The organism is Enterobacter sp. C6 (genome assembly GCF_008122455.1).
GTDB lineage: Bacteria > Pseudomonadota > Gammaproteobacteria > Enterobacterales > Enterobacteriaceae > Enterobacter > Enterobacter pseudoroggenkampii.
This window is the reverse complement of the sequence record NZ_QPFW01000248.1, coordinates 71,445-87,043: the sequence shown is the minus strand read 5'-3', so window position 1 is coordinate 87,043 and position 15,599 is coordinate 71,445. Positions and strand designations below refer to the sequence as shown.

The 15,599-nt window shown below is 56.2% G+C and carries 16 protein-coding genes; 7 read left to right on the top strand and 9 right to left on the bottom strand.

What is annotated here, in order from left to right; all coding sequences use genetic code 11:
- Positions 1-298 precede the first annotated feature (298 nt).
- Positions 299-1,831 carry a SpoVR family protein gene (locus DOU50_RS20965; RefSeq protein ID WP_024909810.1) on the top strand — a complete coding sequence of 511 codons (1,533 nt, stop codon included), beginning with the start codon at positions 299-301 and terminating at the stop codon, positions 1,829-1,831.
- A 109-nt stretch (positions 1,832-1,940) separates the two neighbouring features.
- On the opposite strand, the gene fadR is transcribed toward DOU50_RS20965, so the two are convergent.
- Entirely contained in the window at positions 1,941-2,660 is a 720-nt protein-coding gene (fadR, locus tag DOU50_RS20960; protein WP_024909809.1) for a fatty acid metabolism transcriptional regulator FadR, read from the bottom strand.
- Positions 2,661-2,861: 201 nt separating this feature from the next.
- Between fadR and nhaB the strand changes: the two genes are divergently transcribed.
- Together nhaB and dsbB are read left to right on the top strand one after the other, a co-directional pair.
- Positions 2,862-4,400: a Na(+)/H(+) antiporter NhaB gene (gene nhaB / locus DOU50_RS20955; protein ID WP_048992176.1), complete on the top strand. Its 1,539-nt coding sequence runs from the start codon at positions 2,862-2,864 to the stop codon at positions 4,398-4,400.
- 143 nt (positions 4,401-4,543) lie between these two features.
- Positions 4,544-5,074, top strand: a complete 531-nt coding sequence (gene dsbB, locus DOU50_RS20950) for a disulfide bond formation protein DsbB (protein WP_024909807.1) — start codon at positions 4,544-4,546, stop codon at positions 5,072-5,074.
- A gap of 125 nt (positions 5,075-5,199) precedes the next feature.
- Here dsbB and DOU50_RS20945 read toward each other — a convergent pair whose 3' ends face one another.
- The 3 genes from DOU50_RS20945 to DOU50_RS20935 form a co-directional block, all read right to left on the bottom strand.
- Positions 5,200-5,640 carry a YcgN family cysteine cluster protein gene (locus tag DOU50_RS20945; protein ID WP_024909872.1) on the bottom strand — a complete coding sequence of 147 codons (441 nt, stop codon included), beginning with the start codon at positions 5,638-5,640 and terminating at the stop codon, positions 5,200-5,202.
- Positions 5,641-5,733: 93 nt separating this feature from the next.
- Positions 5,734-6,393 carry a fumarylacetoacetate hydrolase family protein gene (locus DOU50_RS20940; RefSeq protein ID WP_048992179.1) on the bottom strand — a complete coding sequence of 220 codons (660 nt, stop codon included), beginning with the start codon at positions 6,391-6,393 and terminating at the stop codon, positions 5,734-5,736.
- 47 nt (positions 6,394-6,440) lie between these two features.
- A complete protein-coding gene (locus tag DOU50_RS20935) occupies positions 6,441-6,716 on the bottom strand; it encodes a YcgL domain-containing protein (protein ID WP_024909870.1) in 276 nt (91 codons plus the stop codon).
- 123 nt (positions 6,717-6,839) lie between these two features.
- On the opposite strand from DOU50_RS20935, the gene minC reads away from it, so the two are divergent.
- Genes minC through minE form a run of 3 tightly spaced genes read left to right on the top strand, consistent with a single transcriptional unit; the run spans position 6,840 to position 8,653 of the window.
- Positions 6,840-7,547: a septum site-determining protein MinC gene (gene minC / locus DOU50_RS20930; protein ID WP_023312186.1), complete on the top strand. Its 708-nt coding sequence runs from the start codon at positions 6,840-6,842 to the stop codon at positions 7,545-7,547.
- A 23-nt stretch (positions 7,548-7,570) separates the two neighbouring features.
- Positions 7,571-8,383 carry a septum site-determining protein MinD gene (gene minD / locus DOU50_RS20925; protein ID WP_024909869.1) on the top strand — a complete coding sequence of 271 codons (813 nt, stop codon included), beginning with the start codon at positions 7,571-7,573 and terminating at the stop codon, positions 8,381-8,383.
- Between the two features lie 3 nt (positions 8,384-8,386).
- Positions 8,387-8,653: a cell division topological specificity factor MinE gene (gene minE, locus DOU50_RS20920; protein WP_024909868.1), complete on the top strand. Its 267-nt coding sequence runs from the start codon at positions 8,387-8,389 to the stop codon at positions 8,651-8,653.
- A gap of 86 nt (positions 8,654-8,739) precedes the next feature.
- On the opposite strand, the gene rnd is transcribed toward minE, so the two are convergent.
- The 5 genes from rnd to DOU50_RS20895 form a co-directional block, all read right to left on the bottom strand.
- Complete coding sequence (gene rnd, locus DOU50_RS20915; RefSeq protein WP_148770131.1) at positions 8,740-9,867, bottom strand: ribonuclease D; 1,128 nt, start codon at positions 9,865-9,867, stop codon at positions 8,740-8,742.
- A gap of 71 nt (positions 9,868-9,938) precedes the next feature.
- Positions 9,939-11,624 (bottom strand): long-chain-fatty-acid--CoA ligase FadD, encoded by a 1,686-nt coding sequence (gene fadD / locus DOU50_RS20910; protein ID WP_073961507.1) that lies wholly within the window; start codon positions 11,622-11,624, stop codon positions 9,939-9,941.
- 203 nt (positions 11,625-11,827) lie between these two features.
- The gene (locus DOU50_RS20905; RefSeq protein ID WP_061714891.1) at positions 11,828-12,409 is read right to left on the bottom strand and encodes a Slp family lipoprotein; all 582 of its coding nucleotides are present in this window, start codon (positions 12,407-12,409) and stop codon (positions 11,828-11,830) included.
- Positions 12,410-12,446: 37 nt separating this feature from the next.
- The gene (gene tsaB / locus DOU50_RS20900) at positions 12,447-13,142 is read right to left on the bottom strand and encodes a tRNA (adenosine(37)-N6)-threonylcarbamoyltransferase complex dimerization subunit type 1 TsaB (protein WP_148770129.1); all 696 of its coding nucleotides are present in this window, start codon (positions 13,140-13,142) and stop codon (positions 12,447-12,449) included.
- A 66-nt stretch (positions 13,143-13,208) separates the two neighbouring features.
- Positions 13,209-15,119: an ATP-dependent DNA helicase gene (locus tag DOU50_RS20895; RefSeq protein ID WP_023293935.1), complete on the bottom strand. Its 1,911-nt coding sequence runs from the start codon at positions 15,117-15,119 to the stop codon at positions 13,209-13,211.
- 133 nt (positions 15,120-15,252) lie between these two features.
- Here DOU50_RS20895 and DOU50_RS20890 point away from each other — a divergent pair, with 133 nt between their 5' ends.
- The gene (locus tag DOU50_RS20890; protein ID WP_008500498.1) at positions 15,253-15,597 is read left to right on the top strand and encodes a RidA family protein; all 345 of its coding nucleotides are present in this window, start codon (positions 15,253-15,255) and stop codon (positions 15,595-15,597) included.
- Positions 15,598-15,599: the final 2 nt, after the last annotated feature.

Here is a 15,599-nt window from a genome sequence, read left to right as displayed (position 1 = left end):
AACAATCTTCTAATTACAGATTGATAACCTAGTTGAAAATATTATTCAACATATGACTTTTTTATGGTGACTTACCTCACACATCCCCCAGCATCAGGGGATAGCGCTAATTTGGGATCTCCTGCTGCGCGTTATTTTTAACCAGCATAATATGCTGGGACATACCGTTTTTTTGCCGTATCAAAAACGCGAAATCGCAAAGAAAAAATTTCTGCCTCAGCACGCTTTTTAACACGTTGATCTATGCTTGAAAGGAGGCTCTCCAGACAGAGAGAGCACCCACAACGAGGGCGCGCTAATGGCTACTATTGATTCCCTGAACAAGGACAACACACGTCTGAGCGATGGACCCGACTGGACCTTCGAGCTGCTGGATGTTTACCTCGCCGAAATCGACCGGGTCGCAAAACTGTATCGTCTGGATACCTATCCCCATCAGATTGAAGTCATTACGTCCGAACAGATGATGGACGCCTACTCCAGCGTCGGGATGCCGATTAACTATCCGCACTGGTCGTTTGGTAAAAAATTTATTGAAACGGAGCGGCTGTATAAGCACGGCCAGCAGGGGCTGGCGTATGAGATTGTCATTAACTCCAATCCGTGTATCGCCTATTTAATGGAAGAGAACACCATTACCATGCAGGCGCTGGTGATGGCGCACGCCTGCTACGGGCACAACTCCTTTTTCAAGAATAACTACCTGTTCCGCAGCTGGACGGATGCCAGCTCCATCGTCGATTACCTGATCTTCGCCCGTAAATATATTACCGACTGCGAAGAGCGCTACGGCGTGGACGAGGTGGAAAAACTGCTCGATTCCTGCCACGCGCTGATGAACTACGGCGTGGACCGCTACAAACGTCCGCAGAAAATCTCCCTGCAGGAGGAGAAAGCGCGGCAGAAAAGCCGCGAAGAGTATCTGCAGAGCCAGGTGAACATGCTGTGGCGCACCCTGCCGAAGCGTGAGGAAGAAAAAGCGGTCGCCGAAGCGCGTCGCTATCCGTCCGAGCCGCAGGAAAACCTGCTCTATTTTATGGAGAAGAACGCCCCGCTGCTGGAGCCATGGCAGCGTGAGATCCTGCGCATCGTGCGCAAGGTGAGCCAGTATTTCTATCCGCAAAAGCAGACGCAGGTGATGAACGAAGGCTGGGCGACCTTCTGGCACTACACCATCCTCAACCATCTGTACGACGAGGGGAAAGTTACCGAGCGGTTCATGATGGAGTTCCTCCACAGCCATACCAATGTGGTGTTCCAGCCGCCTTACAACAGCCCGTGGTACAGCGGCATTAACCCGTACGCGCTTGGCTTTGCCATGTTCCAGGACATTAAGCGTATCTGCCAATCGCCAACGGAAGAAGACAAGTACTGGTTCCCGGATATCGCCGGCTCTGACTGGCTGGAAACGCTGCACTTTGCGATGCGCGACTTCAAGGATGAGAGCTTCATCAGCCAGTTTATGTCGCCGAAGATCATGCGTGACTTCCGCTTCTTCACCGTGCTGGACGACGACCGCAACAACTATCTGGAAATCTCCGCAATCCACAACGAGGAGGGTTACCGTGAGATCCGCTCTCGCCTCTCTTCCCAGTACAACCTGAGCAACCTTGAGCCGAATATTCAGGTGTGGAACGTTGATTTGCGCGGTGACCGCTCCCTGACGCTGCGCTATATCCCGCACAATCGCGCGCCGCTGGATAAAGGGCGCAAAGAGGTGCTGAAGCATGTGCATCGCCTGTGGGGCTTTGACGTGCAGCTGGAGCAGCAGAATGAAGACGGGAGCGTCGAGCTGCTGGAACGCTGCCCGGCGCGGTTGAATACGCTGTAGTTTTTTTGCCGGGTGGCGGCTACGCCTTACCCGGCCTACGGGTTTTGTAGGCCCGGTAAGCGAAACGCCACCGGGCGAAAAAAACCTCTCATACGAGAGGTTTTTTATTTCAGCGGCTCTGAATCGCCAAATCGCCCGGCAGCGTTTTCTGCATGCGGTGCCAGATTTCACCGGAATCATGACCGTAGCGGCGCACCGTCTCATAAACCTGATCGTGCAGGCCTTCGGTACAGAGCTTGCTCAGCTTATGGTAGAAGCCCAGCGCCAGGCTACGCGCTTCCGGATTGGCAAAGTAATGGCGGCCGATGCGGGTATAAAGCCCTTTCATACCGTTGAGGATCAGGCCATACACCGGGTTGCCGGAGGCAAACGCCAGGCCGCGAAACACGTTGTAATCGAGGGTGGCAAAAGCATCGGCGTGATCTTCCACCTCGTTCGCTGTGGCCAGCACCGCAAGGGCGTCTTCCGGATGCTGACGGAAAGCGGTACGAATAAAGATCGTCGCGATGTTGGTGCGAACGGAGAGCAGATTATCAATGAGCTGCGGCACGCTTTCATGGTCGAGACGCGCCAGCGTTTCAAGAATGTTCAGCCCGGACGTTTCCCAGAAGTTGTTTACTTTCGTCGGCTTGCCGTGCTGGATAGTCAACCAGCCATCGCGCGCCAGCCGCTGGAGCACTTCACGCAGCGTGGTGCGAGTGACGCCAATCAGTTCAGAGAGTTCGCGTTCAGCCGGAAGAATGGACCCCGCAGGGAAACGATTATTCCAGATGCTTTCAATGATGTACTCTTCCGCGAAACCCGCCGGGCTCTGCGCCTTAATGACCATAGTGAGATTTCCATTACACAGCTTTAGCAAATTGGACTCATCATACCAGAGGCAGCCAGTGGCAGGTAGCACGGCAAAGAGAGAAAAGAGGGATCGCCGTTTCATTTTTGTGAAATTTACAATGCAGCCTTATCCGCCTCCAGGCCGCGATTTTTGCGTATACTGATGTTTTGTCTTACTTGACGGGGATGGACGTCTGTCGTGGAAATTTCTTTTGGGCGCGCACTGTGGCGCAACTTTTTAGGCCAGTCTCCGGACTGGTACAAACTTATACTTCTGGTGTTCCTGGTCGTTAACCCCCTCCTCTTTAGCGTAAACCCGTTCATTGCCGGGTGGCTGCTGGTGGCGGAGTTTATCTTCACCCTGGCCATGGCGCTGAAATGTTATCCGCTTTTGCCGGGCGGACTACTGGCGTTTGAGGCCGTCGTCATCGGCATGACCCGCGCCGAGCACGTCAAAGCCGAGCTGGCAGCCAATCTCGAAGTGCTTCTGCTGCTGATGTTTATGGTGGCGGGCATCTACTTTATGAAACAGCTGCTGCTGTTTATCTTCACGCGCCTGCTGCTCAGCATTCCGTCGAAAATGTTGCTCTCGCTGGCGTTTTGCCTTGCGGCCGCCTTCCTGTCGGCCTTCCTGGATGCGCTGACGGTCGTCGCGGTGGTGATAAGCGTAGCGGTGGGGTTTTACGGTATTTATCACCGCGTGGCCTCCTCTCGTCCGGGCGAGGATTTGCAGGATGACAGCCACGTCGATGCGCATAATCGTGAGGTACTGGAACAGTTTCGCGCCTTCCTGCGCAGCCTGATGATGCATGCTGGCGTCGGTACCGCGCTGGGCGGCGTGATGACCATGGTGGGCGAACCGCAAAACCTGATCATTGCCAAAGCGGCGGGCTGGCACTTCGGTGAGTTCTTCCTGAGAATGGCGCCGGTGAGCGTACCGGTGCTTTTCTGCGGGCTGGCGACCTGTCTGCTGGTGGAGAAGTTTCGCCTCTTTGGCTATGGGGCCCAGCTCCCGGAGCCGGTACGTCAGGAGCTGCATAAATTCGATCTGCAGAGCCGACGCCAGCGGACGCGCCAGGAGACGCTGCGTCTGATTGCGCAGGGCATCATCGGCGTCTGGCTGATCGCCGCGCTGGCGTTCCATCTTGCCGAAGTGGGGCTGATTGGCCTGTCGGTCATTATTCTCGCCACCACCTTTACCGGCGTGACGGACGAGCATGCCATCGGTAAGGCGTTTACCGAAGCCCTGCCATTTACCGCCCTGCTGGCGGTGTTCTTTGCCGTCGTGGCGGTGATAATCGACCAGCATCTGTTCGCGCCGATTATTGCCTTTGTCTTAAAGGCATCGCCGGATGCTCAGCTGTCGCTGTTTTACCTGTTCAACGGCCTGCTCTCGTCGATCTCAGATAACGTCTTCGTCGGGACGGTCTATATCAACGAGGCCAAAGCGGCTATGGAGCAAGGCGTTATCAGCGCCGGACAGTTTGAGCTGCTGGCCGTGGCGATCAATACCGGCACCAACCTGCCATCGGTGGCGACGCCAAACGGCCAGGCCGCCTTCCTGTTCCTCCTGACCTCCGCCCTCGCGCCGCTCATACGACTTTCTTATGGCAGGATGGTGTGGATGGCGCTGCCCTATACGCTGGTGCTCACGATCGTGGGATTGCTTTGCGTCAAAATTACCCTCATTCCCTGTACGCAATGGTTGATACAAGCGGGTATACTTGCGGCGCAATAAACACTGCATCTCGGGCAGTTCGCTGCCCGTTTGCCTTTTCGCACGATAAACATCCAATTACGTTTTATTTCGCCAGGTACAGGTGGCGCGAAAAACGAATTCGTTTACACTGCGATTTCTAAGCATGTTCCAGGGAAATGATTATGTTGAGATTTTTAAACCAGTGCTCCCGCGGTCGCGGAGCGTGGTTGTTAATGGCCCTGACCGCCTTTGCGCTGGAAATGGTCGCGCTGTGGTTCCAGCATGTAATGGGACTCAAACCTTGCGTGCTTTGTATTTATGAACGCTGCGCACTGTTCGGCATTATGGGTGCGGGCCTGGTGGGCGCGATTGCCCCAAAATCGCCGCTTCGCTATGCCGGTATTGCCATCTGGATATACAGCGCCTGGAAAGGAATTGAACTCTCCTGGCAGCACACCATGATGCAATTGCATCCGTCACCGTTTATGACCTGTGATTTTGCCGCCCGCTTCCCGAGCTGGCTGCCGCTGGACAAATGGCTGCCGCAGGTGTTTGTCGCATCCGGTGACTGCTCCGTTCGTCAGTGGGAATTCCTGACGCTGGAGATGCCGCAGTGGCTGGTGGGTATTTTTGCCGCCTACTTCGTCGTGGCGCTGCTGGTGCTGATTGCCCAGCCGTTCAAACCGAAGAAACGCGATTTGTTCGGAAGGTAAAAGCAAAACGGCAACCTCGGTTGCCGTTTTTAGTGTTTGCGCCCTCTCCCGTGGGAGAGGGTTGGGGTGAGGGCGTCAGGCCGCACAAACACAATAAAAAACCCGCCTCGGCGGGTTTTTTAATCTCAACGGGTCGGGTGGTTCATGATGTGGTCTTCCCAGTCACGCACCTCGGACTCTTTCACCGCGATGTGGCGCACTGAAATGCGCTCACCGTGCATCGCCGCTTTTGAACCGGTTAACAGCGGATGCCAGTCAGGCAGACCTTTCCCTTCCGCCAGCAGGCGATACGCGCAGGTATGCGGCAGCCATTCAAAGGTGGGCAAATTATCCCGGGTTAACTTGATGCAGTCCGGCTCAAACTCGAAGCGGCGCTCATAGTTGCGGCACTGGCAGGTCTTTATGTTTAGCTGCTTGCAGGCAACGTTGGTGAAGTAAATCTCGTCCGTATCTTCATCCATCAGCTTATGCAGGCAGCACTGACCGCAGCCGTCGCATAAGGATTCCCATTCCGCGTCCGTCATGTCGTCGAGAGTTTTGCTTTGCCAGAAAGGGATGTCGTTCATCAGGATGTCCACACGTCAAAAGAAAGCGCACCTTATAACGAGTCTGGCACGTCGATGCAAGTTTTGCCGCCCTTTTCAGGCGGCAAGAGGAGGTTACAGCACGCGGGTTTTCAGCGACAGGCCGTTAAAACCGACCTCAAGCTCGTCACCGCTGAGCAGCGGGCCAACACCTTCTGGGGTTCCGGTCAGGATCACATCGCCCGGCTTCAGGGTAAAGAAGCGGCTCATGTAGGCGATCAGCGGCACAATCTTATGGATCATGTCTGCCGTGGTGCCCTGCTGGCGGATTTCACCGTTAACCTTCAGGCTGAGCGGGGTGTCCTGCGGATCGCCGGTAAATTCGCTCACCGGCACAAACGCCGAGATCGGGCAGGAATTATCAAACCCTTTGGCTTTTTCCCAAGGCTGCCCGGCTTTCTTCATTTTGCCCTGCACGTCACGTAGCGTCAGATCCAGCGCCACGCCGTAGCCGGCAATCGCTTTCTGAACATGATCTTCGGAGGCCTGACGCAGCGTTGCGCCGATCAGCACGGCGAGTTCAACTTCGTGATGCACCGAGCCGAGCCCCTGCGGCAGGGCCAGCGGCTGGCGGATATCGCAAAGCGCCGTTTCAGGCTTAATGAACAGAACCGGCTCTTCTGGCGTCGCGCTGCCCATCTCCTGAATATGTTTTGCATAGTTGCTGCCCACGCAGACGACTTTGCTGACGGGATAATCCAGTAATGCACCTTGCCAGTTGTGATGTTGATACATGGTCGACCCCTAAACGGTTGATGTGTTGTGCCCAAAAACAGTTGAGACTATTTTTTTCCGTTCGCCTCAAGATGCTGTTTTAATAAATTCTCCGGTGGCGGTGGAAGCTGTAAATAATAGCCCTGCTCGGCTAATGCCGTTTTCACTTTCTCCAGATCGGCATTCACCAGTTTCTTGCGACCATCAAGCGGCAGCAGCATCGCCAGCTGTGGTCGGCCAAAGTTCTTCATTAATTCTTCAGGCACGCGTGAAAAATCGTCTTTCTTTTCGACATAAAGATAGGTCTGGTCACGGCTTGTACTTCTGTAGATCACACAAAACATGTTTTTACTCTGAATTAATGGGTGGTTGCTTGCCTCAATATACTCCTGACTATAACATGCCTGATACTCTTCGGAATATCGCAGCGAGTGGTTGCGGTTAATAGCAAATTGAGTAAGGCCAGGATGTCAAACACGCCCATCGAGCTTAAAGGCAGTAGCTTCACCTTATCAGTGGTACATTTGCATGATGCAAAACCCGAGGTTATTCGTCAGGCGTTAGAGGACAAAATCGCCCAGGCTCCCGCCTTTCTGAAGCACGCCCCTGTTGTTATCAACGTTAGCGGTCTTGAGGCTCCGGTTAACTGGAAACTTCTCCAGCAGGCCGTCTCCTCGACCGGACTGCGTATCGTGGGCATCAGCGGCTGCAAAGATACTGAGCTGAAAGCGGAAATTGAGCGTGCGGGGCTGCCTCTTCTGAATGAGGGCAAAGAAAAAGCCTCGCGTGCGGCACCCGTTGCCGTGCAAACGCCCCCTCCTGCGGTGCAAAACGTTACTACCGTCACAAAAACGCGAATGATTGATGTGCCGGTTCGTTCCGGTCAGCGCATTTATGCACCAAACTGTGATCTGATTGTTACAAGCCACGTCAGTGCTGGCGCTGAGCTGATTGCAGATGGCAACATTCACGTATACGGTATGATGCGTGGACGTGCGCTCGCGGGTGCAAGTGGCGATCGAGACGCGCAAATATTTTGTACTCACCTGACGGCGGAACTGGTGTCCATCGCAGGTGAATATTGGCTGAGCGACAAGATCCCAGCCGAATTTTATGGCAAAGCGGCTCGCCTGCTTCTGGCAGACGACGCGTTGACCGTTCAACCGTTGAATTGATCCCTTTTTAACAAGGAATTTCTATGGCACGCATTATTGTTGTTACTTCGGGTAAAGGAGGCGTTGGCAAGACCACCTCCAGCGCGGCCATCGCTACTGGTTTGGCCCAGAAGGGAAAGAAAACCATCGTTATCGACTTCGATATCGGTCTGCGTAACCTCGACCTCATCATGGGATGTGAGCGTCGCGTCGTGTATGACTTCGTGAACGTCATTCAGGGCGATGCCACGCTAAACCAGGCGATGATTAAAGACAAGCGCACCGAGAACCTCTACATTCTCCCGGCCTCTCAGACGCGTGACAAAGACGCCCTGACCCGTGAAGGAGTGGAAAAGGTGCTCGATGAGCTGAAAAAAATGGATTTCGACTTCATCGTCTGCGACTCCCCTGCCGGCATCGAAACCGGTGCCCTGATGGCACTGTACTTCGCTGATGAAGCGATCATCACCACTAACCCTGAAGTTTCATCCGTGCGTGATTCAGACCGCATTCTGGGGATCCTCGCCTCTAAATCCCGTCGTGCGGAGAATGGCGAAGACCCGATTAAAGAACACCTGCTGCTCACCCGCTACAATCCGGGCCGCGTGAACAAAGGTGACATGCTGAGCATGGAAGACGTGCTGGAGATCCTGCGCATTAAGCTGGTGGGCGTTATCCCGGAAGATCAGTCCGTGTTACGCGCTTCTAACCAGGGCGAGCCAGTGATCCTTGATACATTGGCAGATGCAGGTAAAGCTTACGCCGATACCGTTGACCGTCTGCTGGGAGAAGAACGTCCTTTCCGCTTCATTGAAGAAGAGAAGAAAGGTTTCCTCAAACGCCTGTTCGGAGGATAAGTTATGGCATTACTGGACTTTTTTCTCTCGCGGAAAAAGAACACCGCCAACATCGCAAAAGAACGTCTGCAAATTATCGTTGCGGAGCGTCGTCGTAGCGACGCCGAGCCTCACTACCTGCCGCAGCTGCGTAAGGACATCCTGGAAGTAATCTGTAAGTACGTGCAGATTGACCCGGAGATGGTGACGGTGCAGCTTGAACAAAAAGACGGGGATATTTCGATTCTGGAGCTGAACGTTACGCTCCCGGAAGCGGAAGAGTCACGTTAATCCGTTTGTGGTTTTGTAGGCCGGGCAAGCGTCGCGCCGCCCGGCAATCTCCCCGGTGGCGCTACGCTTACCGGGGCTACACTTCTTTAGCGTGGGTATGCTTCCAGCAGCGTATTCAGGCGATCGGCCATCAATTTCCCGCGCCACCCCGCCATCATTTCCGGCACGCCATTCTGCGGCTTCAGCTTCCAGTGCCAGTTCAGCAGCTGGTTAATCTGACGACGTGAGGCGAGCAGTTCAGCGCTTAGCTTGCTTTCCGCTGCAACGTTCTGCACCAGCGCTTTGATCTCCTTAAACGCTTTGCGATAGCCCGGCATATCCATCAGGTTCAGCAGCGGTTCCGGCAGCGCATCTTCCGGCAGCTCCTGCGCTTTTGCGACCAGCGCCAGCAGGGTTTTGCCGTGGAAGCGGATCTCGCTGCCCGAAAGCCCAATGCTGTCCAGCTCGCCCAGGCTGCCCGGCATATAGCGCGCCACCGCCCAGAGATGTTCTTCGCGAACCACAAAGTTAACGGCCAGATCGCGCTCGCGCGCTTTACTCAAACGCCAGTCTGCCAGCAGCTGCAGGCACGCCAGCTGACGCGTACGCAGCTGCCAGGCGTTGCTGATGTCGCGCCAGGCCTCTTTCGGGTCAACTACTTCCTGACGACGCTGCTGGGTCATACGACACTCGTCGAGCGCCGCAGGCAGCCATCCGGAGGCTTCTGCCTCTTTCATTAACTGTCCGGCAATCGGCAGCAGGTAAAACACGTCTGCCGCCGCATACTCCAGCTGACGCTCAGTTAGCGGACGCGCCAGCCAGTCGGTACGGGATTCACTTTTATCCAGCGTCAGGCCCGTATACTCCTCAACCATGGCAGCAAAGCCCCACGAAAGCGGACGACCGCTGAAGGCCGCGAGGATCTGCGTATCGATCAGCGGCTGGGGCATGATGCCAAAGGTGTTCAGAAAGACTTCCAGATCTTCACTGCCCGCGTGCAGGTATTTCGTCACGGCGGTATCGAGCAGCAGCTCACGCATCGGCGTCCAGTCGGTAATGCCGAGCGGGTCGATCAGCGACACGTGTTTACCGTCGTACATCTGAATCAACCCCAGCTGCGGATAGTACGTCCGGGTACGGACAAACTCGGTATCCAGGGCAATGGCAGGAAAGTCGCGCGTCACTTCGCACAGCGAAGCCAGCTCGTCGTTGGTGGTGATCATCTGGTAATTCAAAACGGGTTCTCTTTTGTTTGCGCCCATAAAAAACGCCGGCTTAACCGGCGTCTGGGCGATTAGCGTGAAGCTCAGGCCTTATTGTCTACTTTGCCACGGGCTTCGTCACGTAATTCTCGTCGTAATATCTTTCCGACGTTGGATTTCGGCAGCTCGTCGCGGAATTCCACCAGCTTCGGCACCTTGTAGCCCGTCAGCTGACGACGGCAGAACGTTACCAGCGCTTCCTCGGTGAGAGAAGGATCTTTCTTGACCACAAATATCTTCACCGCTTCACCGCTGCTGCCGGAAGGCACGCCGACTGCCGCCACTTCGAGCACGCCGCTGTGCTGCATAACCACGTCTTCGATCTCATTCGGATAGACGTTGAAACCGGAGACCAGGATCATGTCTTTCTTGCGATCGACGATGCGCAGGAAGCCCTCGTCATCCATCACCGCAATATCACCGGTGTGCAGCCAGCCGTCTTTGATGATTTCGTCAGTCGCGTCGGGACGCTGCCAGTAGCCCAGCATCACCTGTGGACCTTTGACGCACAGCTCACCCGGCTCGCCCGGCGCAACTTCATTATCGTTATCATCGACCAGTTTCGCTTCAGTGGAAGGAACGGGCAGACCAATGCTTCCGCTGTGGTAGTCGATGTCATGCGGGTTAACGCTGACCAGCGGCGCGCATTCCGTCAGGCCATAGCCCTCCAGCAGATACTGACCGGTGAGCTTCACCCAGCGCTCGGCCACCGCCTGCTGAACCGGCATACCGCCGCCCGCAGAGAGGTGCAGCGTGGAGAAGTCCAGCTGCTGGAACTCTTTGTTATTAAGCAGCGCGTTGAAAAGGGTATTTACCCCGGTCATGGCGGTGAACGGGTATTTCGCCAGCTCTTTCACCAGGCCCGGGATATCGCGCGGGTTGGTGATGAGGATGTTCTGACCACCCAGTTCAATAAACAGCAGGCAGTTCATGGTCAACGCAAAGATGTGATACAGCGGAAGCGCGGTGATCACCACCTCTTTGCCCGGATGCAGCAGCGGCCCGTAGGTGGCGTTCACCTGTTCAAGGTTTGCCAGCATATTGCGGTGGGTAAGCATGGCCCCTTTGGCGACGCCGGTGGTCCCGCCTGTGTATTGCAGAAACGCAAGATCTTCCGCGACCACTTCGGGTTTCACATACTGCATGCGATAGCCCGCATGCAGCGCGCGGCGGAAGGAGATAGCGTCCGGCAGATGGTATTTTGGCACCAGACGTTTGACGTATTTGACGACAAAGTTAACCAGCGTGCCTTTGGCGGTGGAGAGCTGGTCCCCCATGCGCGTCAGGATGACGTGTTTCACCTGGGTTTTGTCGACCACCTTTTCCAGCGTATGGGCGAAGTTGGACACAATGACAATCGCAACCGCGCCGCTGTCGTTCAGCTGATGCTCCAGCTCGCGCGGGGTGTACAATGGGTTGACGTTGACGACGATCATCCCGGCACGCAGGATACCGAACAGCGCCACCGGGTATTGCAGCAGGTTCGGCATCATCAGCGCGACGCGATCCCCTTTTTGCAGCCCCAGCCCTTCCTGCAGATACGCCGCAAACGCCCGGCTGCGCTCCTCCAGCTTACGGAACGTCATCACCTCGCCCATATTCACGAATGCGGGCTGGTCCGCGTAGCGCCTTACCGAGTGTTCAAATAATTCCACCAGGGATTGATAACGGTCAGGATTGATCTCAGCAGGAACATCTGCGGGATAACGGTTAAGCCAAACCTTCTTCAATGCATCACCTCTGAAATGAGTGTTCGTCGTCATCACAACCCCGATAATAAACAGTTTGTTAACATTATATTAACTCAGCGTACCAGTTTATTAATTGTTCAGATTTAAGGTTGCGAAGCGCGTCACTCTTTTTTTTCGTTTTATCCGTAAAAAAACAGAGACAGCGGCTGAGCCGCTGTCTCTTTTCTAACAATAACAGTAAGTTACTCAGTAACGATCGTCTGAACCTGTGCAGGGCCCGGGTTGTACCAACCCCAACCCGGGTAGCCATAACGATAGGGATGTGGACCCCACATCCACGGATCCATCGGCTGAGGCGGCATGATCACCTGCTGGGCCAGCCGCCAGCGTTTATACCCGTTGACCTGCATGGTCATAAATTTGTACGGCGTGTTGCCGATTTTGCCCTGCACGGCGCCGGTAATCGGCCCGACGACGGTCACCAGCTGTCCGCGGAAATCGACCGGATCGAGGAAACCGCTGACGTCCGCGTAGATACGTCCCCGGGAGGCCTCGCCCAGTACAGGCCGCGCGCCGCTGTCCAGCGGAACGGTGGCGATCTCCAGACGGGTTTTCCCCTGCTGGTTTTGCACGTCTATGACCTTACCGCCAAAGCGTGCTTCCTGGCCGACGTACAGCTCAGGGGCATTCATCACCCGAACCAGATCCTGCTGTGGCGTCGGGCTGCTGCCCTTAATCGCATCAGGAACGGAAACGCATCCGCTCAGTGCTATGGCAACTGCGCCTGCCATAATAAGGCGTACTACTTTAGTCTGAACCGCCATGATGCGACTCCTTTTTCTCAGTTCCTGTTACTGAGATTCACTCGCGGCCCGGAAGTTTCTTCCACGCGACGGTGTTTCGCAAATAAACCGGTTCCGCCTGTTCAACGGCCACGGTTTTTCCTGCTGCGAGCAGCTGGCTGGCAATCGGAAGCATATCTTCAGCAGCCGGGAGCAGCATGTTGCCGTCCTCCAGCGTCAATCCGGTGTCGTTCGCCATCTCAGGCCACGCTGGCCAGCCCGTGCCGACGGTCGCCCACTCGCCGGACAGCTGCTTCAGTCGTTCTGTGACCGCTTCTGGCTTAAGCACGGCTTCCGTCTCTTCACCGTGCCACACGCCCTGCTCGTCGCGGGTGTATTCGGCCCAGTAGACTTCGCCCATGCGGGCATCAATCGCTGCCAGGACGCGCGTTGCCCCGGTCATGCGCCATGCGCCCTGCGCCATGGTGGCGAGGGTAGAGACGCCGATCATCGGCAGTTCGGCGCCCAGCGCCAGCCCCTGCGCAATGCCAATCCCGATACGTACGCCCGTAAAGCTGCCGGGGCCGCGGCCAAAGGCCAGCGCGTCGAGGTCGGTTAAGGAGGTGTTGCCCTGGGTTAAAATGGCTTTTACCAGGGGCAGAATGCGTTGGGTGTGTTCCCGGGGGCACTCTTCGAAATGGGCAGAAACAGCACCGTCGTTCAACAGGGCAACAGAGCAAGCCTCTGTCGCGGTATCAATAGCCAGAATTCGCATCAGTCGTCGCGCTCTCGCAAGGGTCAGTCACAAAATGGCGCGCATCTTAGCACACTCCGGGGTAAATTACTCCGCCGTTGGGTTTGCCAGGAAACGCACCGCGCGTTTTATGTCCCGCGTCCGCGGCGCGGGCGGCAGGCTTGCGAGGAAAGTCGCACCGTAAGGACGCATCACCAGCCGGTTATCGCAGATGACCAGCACACCGCGGTCGGTGACGTCACGGATTAAGCGCCCTACCCCTTGCTTAAGCGTGATGACCGCATCCGGCAGCTGTACCTCGTCAAACGGATCGCCGCCGCGCAGACGGCAGTCTTCCATCCGCGCCTTCAGCAGCGGATCGTCCGGGGAGGTAAACGGCAGCTTATCAATGATCACCAGCGAAAGCGTGTCGCCGCGCACGTCCACCCCTTCCCAGAAGCTGCTGGTTGCGACCAGCAGGGCATTACCGGCGCTGACAAACTGCTGTAACAGCTGGCCTTTGCTGGTTTCGCCCTGCAGCAGCACCGGTAGCGTCATGGTGGCGCGGAACTGCTCGGCGAGATCGCGCATCATGGCGTGGGAGGTGCAGAGCATAAAGCAGCGGCCGTTGTTGGCCTCGATCATCGGTTTTAACATCGCAGCCAGATGGCGCGCCGCACCCGGCTGGTTCGGCAGCGGCAGATTACGGGGAACGCAGAGCAGCGCCTGTTTTTCGTAGTCGAACGGGCTGGGCAGGAGCAGCGATTCCGCCTGCTCAATGCCGAGGCGCTCGGTGAAGTGGTGCAGATCGTCATTCACCGACAGGGTCGCCGAGGTGAAGATCCAGCTTCCCGGCTTTTGCGCCATCACCTCTTTGAATTTATCGGCCACCGTCAGCGGCGTGAGCGCCAGCGTGAAATGCCGCGAGGTGCACTCGTACCAGTAGCTGTACCCCGGCTGGTTAATCTCTTTCAGACGTTTGAGGCGCCCGCGATAGAGCGTTGCGCGCTCGAAGGCTGCATCCAGCAGCGCGGAGCGGCCGAGGGACAGTTTCGCCACGTCGTAGCAGAGCTCCAGGGCGTCATCGAGCAGCAGCAGCGCGCGCTGGATATTTTTGTCCGCCAGCAGCTCGCGCAGGTTGCCGCGATAGCCCGGCTCGCCGAGCTGTAAACGGAAATCCTGCGCGCTCTGCGCCAGGCGGTCGGCGCACTTCTGCAGCTGCTGGGTATCTTTGAGTTCGGTCCGGTACGCAATGGTGAAATCTTTCGCCAGATCCTGCAGCTGGCGGCTGGAGAGCGACTGGCCGAAATACTGGCTGGCGATATCCGGCAGCTGATGGGCTTCGTCGAAGATCATCACGTCCGCTTCCGGGATCAGCTCACCAAAGCCGCTGTCCTTGACCACCATATCCGCGAGGAACAGATGGTGGTTCACCACCACCACATCCGCATCCATCGCCGTTTTGCGCGCTTTCACCACGAAGCAGTCTTTATACAGCGGACAGTCGCTGCCGAGACAGTTGTCGTTAGTGCTGGTCACCAGCGGCCAGGCCGGGGAATCTTCCGGCACGCTCGCGCAGGTGCTGATATCGCCCTCTTCGGTCTGGTTCGCCCAGGCACGAAGGATAATAACGTCGCTGAGGGTTTGAACAGGCAGGTCGCCGCCCGCCAGCGCCTGCTGCTCAAGGCGTTCCAGGCAGAGATAGTTGGATCGCCCCTTCAGCAGGGCCAGACGTCCCTTGTATTTCAGCGCCTTAGCTACCGTGGGCAAATCGCGGCTGTAGAGCTGATCCTGCAGCGCTTTTGAACCGGTGGAAATAATCACCTTCTTTTTCGCCCGCAGCGCCGGCGCAAGGTAAGCATAGGTTTTACCCGTGCCGGTACCGGCTTCAACCACCAGCGGCTGAGCCTTATCGATGGCGCGTGCAACGGCGTGCGCCATCTGTCGCTGAGGCTCACGGGGTTTGAAGCCGGGGATAGCCTGCGCTAATTGACCTTCAGGGGAAAAATCGTCTGCCACGGTGCTCTCTCACTGTATTTTTGCACAGGGATTATGTCAGCCCATCCTCTCATGTGCCACCCCAAATAGTGACGACAGGAGAACAATATGGCAGTCTTGCCGCCTGATGACGAAAAATAACGAGGAAACGTTTATGACAATTGTGCGCATTGATGCCGAAGCCCGCTGGTCTGATGTGGTGATCCATAACCAGACGCTCTACTACACCGGCGTCCCGGCTAACCTGGACGCGGATGCGTTCGAGCAGACGGCAAATACCCTGGCGCAGATTGACGCGGTGCTGGAAAAACAGGGCAGCGACAAATCCCGCATTCTGGATGCGACGATTTTCCTGGCAAACAAAGATGACTTCGCGGCAATGAACAAAGCCTGGGATGCATGGGTGGTGGCGGGTCACGCGCCTGTACGCTGCACCGTACAGGCCACGCTGATGAAGCCGGAATACAAGGTCGAGATTAAGATTATCGCGGCGGTTTAAGC

Coding starts and splice junctions, on each gene's coding strand:
- DOU50_RS20940 (WP_048992179.1), bottom strand. CDS start 6,393: ATGTATCAACATCACAACTGGCAAGGTGCATTACTGGATTATCCCGTC.
- DOU50_RS20945 (WP_024909872.1), bottom strand. CDS start 5,640: ATGAACGACATCCCTTTCTGGCAAAGCAAAACTCTCGACGACATGACG.
- DOU50_RS20890 (WP_008500498.1), top strand. CDS start 15,253: ATGACAATTGTGCGCATTGATGCCGAAGCCCGCTGGTCTGATGTGGTG.
- DOU50_RS20935 (WP_024909870.1), bottom strand. CDS start 6,716: ATGTTTTGTGTGATCTACAGAAGTACAAGCCGTGACCAGACCTATCTT.
- tsaB (WP_148770129.1), bottom strand. CDS start 13,142: ATGCGAATTCTGGCTATTGATACCGCGACAGAGGCTTGCTCTGTTGCC.
- minE (WP_024909868.1), top strand. CDS start 8,387: ATGGCATTACTGGACTTTTTTCTCTCGCGGAAAAAGAACACCGCCAAC.
- DOU50_RS20965 (WP_024909810.1), top strand. CDS start 299: ATGGCTACTATTGATTCCCTGAACAAGGACAACACACGTCTGAGCGAT.
- minD (WP_024909869.1), top strand. CDS start 7,571: ATGGCACGCATTATTGTTGTTACTTCGGGTAAAGGAGGCGTTGGCAAG.
- dsbB (WP_024909807.1), top strand. CDS start 4,544: ATGTTGAGATTTTTAAACCAGTGCTCCCGCGGTCGCGGAGCGTGGTTG.
- fadR (WP_024909809.1), bottom strand. CDS start 2,660: ATGGTCATTAAGGCGCAGAGCCCGGCGGGTTTCGCGGAAGAGTACATC.
- minC (WP_023312186.1), top strand. CDS start 6,840: ATGTCAAACACGCCCATCGAGCTTAAAGGCAGTAGCTTCACCTTATCA.
- DOU50_RS20905 (WP_061714891.1), bottom strand. CDS start 12,409: ATGGCGGTTCAGACTAAAGTAGTACGCCTTATTATGGCAGGCGCAGTT.